Annotated in this window: 2 protein-coding genes; both read right to left on the bottom strand. The window is 75.6% G+C overall.

Annotation, left to right across the window (positions count from 1 at the left end; translation table 11 throughout):
- Positions 1–3,379, bottom strand: a 3,379-nt coding sequence (locus tag ACLQ2V_RS27990; RefSeq protein WP_425721688.1) for a type I polyketide synthase, incomplete at its 3' end; no start/stop codon positions are given.
- A partial coding sequence (locus ACLQ2V_RS27985) for an SDR family NAD(P)-dependent oxidoreductase (RefSeq protein WP_425721686.1) occupies positions 3,376–7,371 on the bottom strand: 3,996 nt, incomplete at its 5' end. The genes ACLQ2V_RS27985 and ACLQ2V_RS27990, both read right to left, overlap by 4 nt.

Here is a 7,371-nt window from a genome sequence, read left to right as displayed (position 1 = left end):
GACCCGGCTCCTCCAACGCCACCACCCGACCCAAACCCCACACACCCGCCGCCAGAGGCGCGGTCACCGGATCGGCCACACCCACCGACACCGCACCCGACGTCACCACCCACAGAGCCCCACCAATACCGGCATCGCCCAACGCCTGCACCAGCGCCAACGTCCCCACCACACCCGCCGGCACCCCCGCAGGACCGGCTGCGGAGCGGCCCAACAACGACACCACCCGGTCCACCCCGACGAAACCCGCCAACCGCCCCGCCAACACAGCCCGATCGAGCTCACCCACGTCCACCCGCAGCCGACTGACCACCACCCCACGCGCCGACAACTCATCCGCCAACGCCTCCGCCCACGCGTCACCGGCGGACTCCACCAACAACCAGTGACCGGAGACCGGCCGGTCCGTGGGAACGGTTACCGGGACCCACGACTCCCGGTAGCAGAGCCGCTCCGTAGCCGCCCGCTCGCGGCGTTCCCGCTGCCGTGCCGACAGCGCCGGCAGGGTCTCCCGCAAGGGTTGTTCCGCGTCCACGCCGAGTTCGGCGGCGAAGAGTTCGACGTCGCCGCGTTCCAGGGCCTCCCAGAGCTGGGCGTCCACCGGGTCGACGGCGGAGCCGGTACGCGGGGACGCGGCCTCGGGGTTCTCCATCCAGTAGCGTTCCCGGGCGAACGGGTAGGTGGGCAGGTCCACGAGGTTCGCCCCGGCGGGAGCGAAGAACGCCGCCCAGTCGACCGCGTAGCCGTCGGCCCAGAGCCGCGCGAGGGCGGTCACCGCGCTGGTCGCCTCGGCCCGCTTGCGGTGCAGCACCGGGACCACCAGCGCGTCCGCGCAGGTCTCCTCGATGGCGGTGACCAGGCTGGCGTCGGGGCCGAGCTCCACGAACCGGGTGGCGCCCAGCTCGGCGGCCCGGCCGACCGCCGCCCCGAAGGCGACGGTCCCGCGCACCTGGTCCGCCCAGTACGACGCGGTGAACTCCTCCACCGGCTGCCCGGTGAGCGTGGAGACGATCGGGATGCGCGGCGACTCCATCCGCACGCTCCGGGCGATCCGGGTGAACTCGGCCAGCATCGGGTCCATCAGCGCCGAGTGGAACGCGTGACTGACTTCCAGCCACCGGCCCCGCCGCTCGGGCAGCCCGGCCGCGACCCGCTCCACCGCTTCGCGCGTGCCGGAGACCACCACCTGACCGGGCGCGTTCACCGCCGCGATCGACGCCCCGTCGACCAACAACGGGGACACCTCGTCGAGGCCGGCCCGCACCGCCCACATCGCCCCACCCGTGGGCAGCGCCTGCATCAACGACGCCCGCGCCGCCACCAGGCGACACGCGTCCGGCAGGTCGAGCACCCCCGCCACGTGCGCGGCGGCCAACTCCCCGATCGAGTGACCCACCAGATAGTCCGGCGTGACACCCCAGGAGTCGAGGAGACGGAACAGGGCCACCTCCACCGCGAACAGGGCCGGCTGCGCCCAGCCGGTCTGCGCCAGCTCCTCCCCCGAGCCGTCGATCACCTCACGCAACGGGCGGTCCAACAGCGTGTCGAACTGGGCGCACACCTCCGACAGGGCGGCCTCGAAGACCGGGAACGCCGCCGCCAGCTCCCGGCCCATGCCGACCCGCTGACTGCCCTGACCGGAGAACACGAACGCCAGCCGCTCCCGGGAGCGGCCCACCCCGTTGCGCGCGGCGGTGCCGCGTACCACCACGGGTGAGTCGGTGCCGGCGGCCACGGCGGCCAGGCCGTCGAGCGCGGACGCGCGGTCGCCGGCGACGACGACCGCCCGGTGCTCGAACGCGGCCCGGCCGGTGGCGAGGGTACGGGCGGCGTCGCCCGGGTCGAGGTCGGGCCGGGCGTCCAGCGCGGAGCGCAGCCGCGCGGCCAGCACCGGCAGGGTGTGCTCCTGCCGGCCCGACAGCGGCAGCGGCAGCACGGGCTGCCGGACCGGCGCGGCCGCCGCCTCGTCCACCGGTGCCTCTTCGAGGATGACGTGGGCATTGGTGCCGCTGATGCCGAACGACGACACCCCGGCGCGGCGCGGCCGGTCGGTGCGGGGCCACGGCTGCGCGTCGGTGAGCAGCCGCACCTGCCCCGCCGTCCAGTCGACGTGCGACGACGGCGTGCCGACGTGCAGGGTCCGGGGCAGCGTCCCGTGGCGCAGGGCGAGGACCATCTTCAGCACCCCGGCGACCCCGGCGGCGGCCTGGGTGTGGCCGAGGTTCGACTTCACCGACCCCAGCCACAACGGCCGGTCCGCAGCCCGGTCCTGCCCGTACGTGGCCAGCAGCGCATGCGCCTCGATGGGGTCGCCGAGGGTCGTACCCGTGCCGTGGGCCTCGACCGCGTCCACCTCGGCGGCCGACAGACCGGCGTTGGCCAGCGCGGTCCGGATGACCTGCTGCTGCGACGGGCCGTTCGGGACGGTCAGACCGTTCGACGCGCCGTCGGAGTTCACGGCGCTGCCCCGCACCACGGCGAGGATGCGGTGCCCGGCGCGGCGGGCGTCGGAGAGGCGGCCGAGGACGACCAGGCCGACGCCCTCGGACCAGCCGGTGCCGTCGGCGTCGTCGGAGAACGCCTTGCACCGCCCGTCGGCGGCGAGGCCCTGCTGGCGGCTGAACTCCAGGAACATGCCGGGCGTCGACATCACGGTGACGCCGCCGACGAGGGCCAGCGAGCACTCCCCGGAACGCAGCGACTGCACGGCCAGGTGCATCGCGACCAGCGACGACGAGCAGGCCGTGTCGACCGTCACCGCCGGGCCCTTCAGCCCGAGGGTGTACGCGATGCGTCCGGAGGCGACGGCCATCGAGTTGCCGGTGAGCAGGTAGCCCTCGACGCCCTCGGGCAGGGCGGTGAGGTGCGCGCCGTAGCCGGTGGACGCCGCGCCGACGAAGACGCCGGTGTTGCTGTTGCGCAGCGAGTGCGGGTCCACGCCGGCGTTCTCGAACGCCTCCCAGGCGCTCTGCAGCAGCAGCCGCTGCTGTGGGTCCATGGCCAGGGCCTCGCGTGGGCTCATCCCGAAGAACGCCGGGTCGAACTCCGCCGCGCCGTGGACGAAGCCGCCCTTGCTGGCGTACGTGGTGCCCGCCTGGGTCGGGTCGGCGCTGTAGAGGCGTTCCAGGTCCCAGCCCCGGTCGACGGGGAACCCGGACATGGCGTCGCCCTCGCCGTCGAGGAGCTGCCACAGCTGCTCGGGGGTGTCCACCCCGCCGGGCAGCCGGCAGCTCATGCCGATGACGGCGATCGGCTCGGTGCTGGCCGCCTCGATCTCGCGCAGCCGCCGGTGGGCCTGCCGCAGGTCGCCGGTGACCTTCTTCAGGTAGCCGAGCAGCTTCTCGTCGCCGCCGCCGCGCACATCCCGGTTCTCGCTCAAGACGCCCCACCAAACTCGCTGTCGATCAGGTCGAAGAGTTCGTCGGCCGTGGCCGACTCGAAGTTGTCGTCGGCGCCGCCGTCGACGCCCTGGTCCGTGGTGGTGCCGGCGCCGGCCCACTTCGCGGCGAGCGCCTGCAGCCGCCGGCTCACCACCGCGTCGACCGCGCCGCCGGCGCTCAGCCGGTCCAGTTCGCGTTCCAGCCGCTCGACCTCCCGCAGCGCGGCGGTGTCCGACCTGGTCGGCTCGTCCGCGTCGGGTGCGGCGGCGTCCGGGGCGAGGGCGGCCCAGAGGTGTTCGGCCAGCGCCACGGGGGTCGGGTAGTCGAACACCAGCGTGGCGGGCAGCCGGGTGCCGGTGGTCGCGGTGAGCCGGTTACGCAGTTCGATGGCGGTGAGGGAGTCGAAGCCGAGGGCGTTGAACGCCTGTTCCGGTTCGAGGTCCTCGGCGGAGGTGTGCCCCAGCACCGCCGCCGCCTGCCCGCAGACCAGTTCGATCAGGTGGTCGACGCCGTCGGCGCGGGACCGGCCGCGCAGCTGCGCGGCCAACCCGCCGGCCGTCGCCCCGCCGGTCGGCGCGGCGGCGGCGGTCCGCCGGGCCGGGCCGCCGGCGAGCGCCCGCAGCAGCGGCGGGACCGGGCCGGCGCCGAGCGCGGCCGGCGAGGTGTCCAGCCGCATCGGCAGCAGCGCCGCGTGGTCGACGGCGAGCGCCGCGTCGAAGAGGGTCATGCCCTGTTCCTCGCTGAGCGGCCGCAGGCCGGCCTGCGCCATCCGGGCGAAGTCCGTGTCGGTGAGGTGGCCGGTCATGCCCCGGTCGGCGACCCACGGCCCCCAGGCCAGGGAGACCGCGGGCACGCCCCGCTGCCGGGCCCAGCGGGCGAACTCGTCGACGAACGCGTTCGCGGCGGCGTAGTTCGCCTGCCCGGCGCCGCCGAAGGTGCCGGCGGCCCCGGAGAAGAGGACGAAGGCGGCCAGGTCGGCGTCGCGGGTCAGCTCGTACAGATTGAGGGCGGCGTCCATCTTGGGGCGCAGGGTGGTGTCGAGGCGGGCCGGGGTGAGCGCCGGGATGACCCCGTCGTCGACCACCCCGGCGACGTGCACGACGGCGGTGAGCGGGTGTTCGGCCGCGACGGCGCCCAGGGTGCGGGCGAGGGCGGCGCGGTCGGCGGCGTCGCAGGCCTCGACGCGGACCTGCGCGCCCAGCCCGGTCAGTTCGGCGACCAGCTCGGCGATGCCGTCGGCGGCCGCGCCGCGGCGGCTGGTGAGCAGCAGGTGCCGGACCCCGTGCCGGGTGACCAGGTGCCGGGCGACGTACCGGCCGAGGCCGCCGGTGCCGCCGGTGACCAGCACCGTGCCGGCCGGGTCGAGGGCCACCGGCATGGTGAGCACCACCTTGCCGACGTGCCGGGCCTGGCTGACGTGCCGGTACGCCTCGGGCGCGCGGCGCACGTCCCAGCTCGCCACCGGCAGCGGGCGCAGCGCCCCCGACTCGACCAGCCGCAGCACCTCGGCCAGCATCTCGCCGATGTGCTCCGCGCCGGCCTCGATCAGGTCGAACGCGTGGTAGCCGACGCCGGGGTGCTGGTCGCGCAGCTGTTCGGGGGTGCGCACGTCGGTCTTGCCCATCTCCAGGAACCGGCCGCCGACGCCGAGCAGCCGCAGGGAGGCGTCGACGTACTCGCCGGCCAGGGAGTTGAGCACCACGTCGAGCGGGCCGCCGTCGGCGGTGGCGCGGAACCGGGCCTCGAAGTCGAGGTTGCGGGAGGACGCGATGTGGTCGTCGGGGATGCCGAGGGCGCGCAGGGTGTCGTGTTTGCCCTCGCTGGCGGTGGCGTACACCTCGGCGCCGAGGTGGCGGGCGAGCTGCACGGCGGCCATCCCGACGCCTCCGGCGGCGGCGTGCACGAGCACCGCCTCGCCGGTGCCCAGCTTGGCCAGGTCGACCAGGCCGTACCAGGCGGTGAGGAAGGCGATCGGCACGGACGCGGCCTGCCGGTACGACCAGTCGGCGGGCAGGTGGGCGATCATCCGCTGGTCGGCGACGGAGATCGGGCCGAACGCCTTGCCGAACATGCCGAGGACGCGGTCGCCGGGGGCGAAGCGGGTCACGCCGGGGCCGACCTCGGTGACGACGCCGGCGCCTTCGACGCCCATCGGGCCGGGGTCGCCCGGGTACATGTCGAGGGCGTTGAGCACGTCGCGGAAGTTCAGGCCGGCCGCGCGGACCGCGACCCGGACCAGGCCGGGTCCCAGCGGCGCCAGCAGCTCGGGGTCGGCGGCGAGGGTGAGGTTGCCCAGCGAGCCCCGGCCGGTGGTGTCGAGCCGCCAGGCCGGTTCGGCCGGTGGCAGCAGCGCGCCGTCGCCGGCGAGGCGGGCCAGCCGCGCCGCGCGGAGGGTGCCGTCGCGGACGACGACCTGCGGTTCGTCGGCGTCGACGACGAGCGGCAGCAGCTCGGCGGCGCGGGTGGCGTCGTCGAGGTCGACGAGCTGGAACCGGCCGGGTTCCTCGGACTGGGCGGAACGCACCAGACCCCAGACGGTGGCGGCGGCCGGGTCGCTCACGCCGGCCGCTTCGTCGCCAGCGACCGCGCCTCGGGTGACGAAGACCAGCCGGGACCGCGCGAACCGGTCGTCGGCGAGCCACCGTTGGATCAGGGTGAGGGCACCGGCGACGAGGGTGCGGGCCGCCGACGCCATGTCGGCGGCGTCGGTCGCGCCGCCGACGCACGGGACGAGGACCACCTCCGGGACCGGCCCGTCGCCGAGGGCGGCGAGGTCGGCGGCCGGCCGGGCGGCCAGCGCGGCGGCCAGGCCGAGGTCGTCGGCGCCGAGCACCGCCCAGGACCGCACGTCGCCGGCCGGGTTCGCGCCGCCGGTCGCCGTCTCCGCCCACTCCAGGCGGAACATCGATTCCGGGTACGCCGGGCGCGGCGCGGCGAGGTGCGCGGCGGTGACCGGGCGCATGGCCAGCGCGCCGATGGTGGCGACGGGCTGGCCGGTGGCGTCGGCGATGGCCATGGTCAGCGAGTCCGGTCCCGCCTGCGACAGGCGTACCCGCAGGTTGGCCGCGCCGGAGGCGTGCAGCGTGACGTCGGTCCAGGAGAACGGCAGGCGGCTCTGCCCGGTGCCGTCGAGCGCGACGAAGGTGAGCGCCTGCACGGCGGCGTCGAGCAGCGGCGGGTGCAGCCCGTACGCGGCGGCGTCGGCGGCGTGCTCGGGCGGCAGGGCGACCTCGACGAAGACGTCGCCGCCGACCCGCCACGCCTGGCGCAGCCCCTGGAACGACGGGCCGTAGGTGAAGCCGCCGGCCCGGTACATGTCGTAGAAGGTGGAGATGTCGAGGGTTTCCGCGCCGGCCGGCGGCCAGGCGGTGAGGTCGACGGGGGTGCCGGTGCCGCCGACGCCGAGGGTTCCGGTGGCGTGCAGCGTCCACGGGATGTCGGCGGTCGCGTCGTCGGGGCGGGAGTGGACGCGGATGGTCCGCGTGCCGGCCTCGTCGGGCGGGCCGACCAGGAGTTGGAGGTTGGTCCCGCCGTCGCGGGGCAGGGCGAGGGGGGCGGCCAGGGTGAGTTCGTCGACCCGGTCGCAGCCGACCTCGTCGGCGGCCCGGATGGCGAGTTCCAGGAACCCGGTGCCCGGGAAGAGGATGGTGCCCAGCACGTCGTGGTCGGCGAGCCAGGCGTGGTCGCGGAGGCTGAGCCGGCCGGTGAAGAGGTGGCCCTCGTCGCCGGCGAGGGCGACGGCGGCACCGAGCAGCGGGTGCCCGGCGTCGGCGAGGCCGGCGGCGGTCACGTCCCCCGGCCTGCTCGTCATCGGCTGCGGCCAGTACGGCTTGCGTTGGAAGGCGTAGGTGGGCAGGTCCACGGTCCGCGCGCCGGTGGGGGCGAAGAACGCCGCCCAGTCGACGGTGCCACCGTCGGCCCAGAGCCGGGCCAGCGCCGTCACGGCGGTGGTCGGCTCGGCCCGCTTGCGGTGCAGCACCGGCACGGCCAG

The sequence above is a fragment of the Micromonospora sp. DT233 genome (genome assembly GCF_049841815.1).
Classification (GTDB): Bacteria; Actinomycetota; Actinomycetes; order Mycobacteriales; family Micromonosporaceae; genus Micromonospora.
Note: the sequence above shows the minus strand (reverse complement) of the source record. Positions and strands in the feature narration are given on the sequence as shown.